Source organism: Winogradskyella aurantia, assembly GCF_002266855.1.
Classification (GTDB): Bacteria; Bacteroidota; Bacteroidia; order Flavobacteriales; family Flavobacteriaceae; genus Winogradskyella; species Winogradskyella aurantia.
This window is the reverse complement of record NZ_NGJN01000016.1, coordinates 1-2,192: the sequence shown is the minus strand read 5'-3', so window position 1 is coordinate 2,192 and position 2,192 is coordinate 1. Positions and strand designations below refer to the sequence as shown.

At 41.7% G+C, this 2,192-nt stretch carries 1 protein-coding gene; it reads right to left on the bottom strand.

From position 1 onward, the window contains the following. Nucleotides 1-373: 373 nt before the first annotated feature. A partial coding sequence (locus tag CA834_RS14530) for a T9SS type A sorting domain-containing protein (RefSeq protein WP_133085514.1) occupies nt 374-2,192 on the bottom strand: 1,819 nt, incomplete at its 5' end.

Genomic DNA, 2,192 nt, shown 5'->3' with positions numbered 1-2,192 from the left:
GTTAAATCAAGCTCAAAGGCTGTACCACAGGTAGCATCTGTGTTTCCACTGCCGTTCTGGGTGTCCACAGGAGTTCCTGTTCCAGGAAAGGTTTGGGAAAACCCAAACATTCCCACTAAAGTGAATAAAATAAAAAAAGTAATTTTTTTCATACGAATAATTTTAATTAATAGCATCTTAAAATTATGTTAATAATTTAGAACACAGTTATATCAAGCAAACGGATCGATTAAGCGCAAAAATTTACGCTCAACTAATAAATAGTATTAGCTTATTCTCACATTTTCAATACTTAAGACTAAAATTCGATACAATAATCTAATAAAAAAAGCCACCTCGAAAGGTGGCTTTTATTTTAATGTTTAGAATACATTTACTGTTTTACGACTCGTATAGTTTGAGTAGTATCAGCAATTGTCACTTTTACGAAATACGTTCCAGTTTGCATGTTAGTCATATCTAACTCACTGCTCAACGCATTTGGTTGCACACGCATCACTTGCTGACCTAACATATTAAACATGACGACATCGTCAATGTTATTTAGCGCAGCACTTAATGTTAATGTGTTTTCAACTGGATTTGGATAATACGTAAACGACGTAGGACTGTCTAAATCTGGACCATCACTAAGTGAAAAATCTAGCGTTAGATTACCTGTTCCTGTCGCTCCACTAAATCCACTTACCGCGATATAGTATGTCCCAGCAGCTAATCCCGTTAATGTAAGCTCACTTGTAAAACCGCCGCATCCAGTTCCATCATCATTTCCTCCTTCACAAACCAAAGCGCCACAAGTTCCACTGTAGACATTGATTTTTGTATCAAAACTAGCATCATCACAGGTAGAAACAGTTAAATCTCCAGCACCGGTAGCTGTATATTCAAACCATACATTTGGGCCACCTGGTAATGTTCCACAATTGGCGGTAGGCCCAGTTGCCGTAGCGGTAGATGTGTCAAAAGCAGTAGTTGATGGCGCCGAAACCACAGTGGCATTCGCACAATCATCATTAGCTGGAGGAGGTGGAGCAACTTCAGTCGTAAAACTCCATTCTGGACATCCTGTAGCAAGAGACGCTCCGTTTTGAGGAACCACTTGCCAGAAATAAGTTGTACTGAAATCAATACCAGTAATGTCAATAGTGGTATCAATTCCCCCTACAGGTCCTAAATCATTTAAGGCTCCTGAGGTGTCTCCAAAAAATATGACATAATCCGTTGGCGCAGGACCCGAAGAAGGCGCTGTCCAAGTTAGTGTAACCAATCCGCCAGTAACAACAACATCTACTGCCCCATCGGCAGGTGATATAGGTGTTTCTGCACAATTTGGTGCAGTAGGAAAAGTATATTCTTCTAAACAAAAAGCAACATCGGAGACCGATCCATCAAAATCATAAATTTGAATCACTAAATCTTGACCAATAGTCCATCCACTTAGAATAACATCAGTAGCAAAAGTATTCGCACAGTCAATTTCTGTTAAGGTATTAGCGTCCCATACCACAATACCTGGGTTTCCAGGTGCTGCAGAACTGAATGTTAAGCCGTCTGTAGTTGCTGTCCACGAAAAGAATTGATCTAAACCACTATCACTACAACCCCCTTGAGCTCCACTGTCAGTTGTAAAATCTGTTGAAAATGGAAGGGTAAACGTTGGTGATGCACAACCCGTTCCTTCTGGTGAAGGTGTTATTGGTATGGCACCTGCTGGAAAATCATTTGGAGGTGGAACATTTTGTGTCCAAGCGAAAGGACCTGTCCAACCACTCACGCCATTAGCGCCACCGCAATCTGCTCTAACGTAGTATTCATAATCATTTCCTTCTGTTAAACCCATTGCCATGTATGGATTAGAGACACCTGAATCTGTTGGTGTTCCTGTGGCAGAACCGCCTCCGGTAATATCTACAACTTCAACGTCCCACAAGGTTTCAGTGCCTCCGGCAGTCCAAGATAATTCAGCTGTTGTTGCCGTGAGTACCGTTCCTGTTGGTGCTGTTGGAGCCAAACAAGATGGTGCTGGCGCAAATGTTATTGCCCAACTATTAAAAGTACCGGTATCCCCATTCGCACTATCACAGAAATTTAGCGTCCAAGTACCATCGGCGTCAACACCATTAAATGTTGATAACGGCTCTTCTGGTCGAAATTGACCCGTAAACGGCGCTGTACCGTCTACTATCGATGTA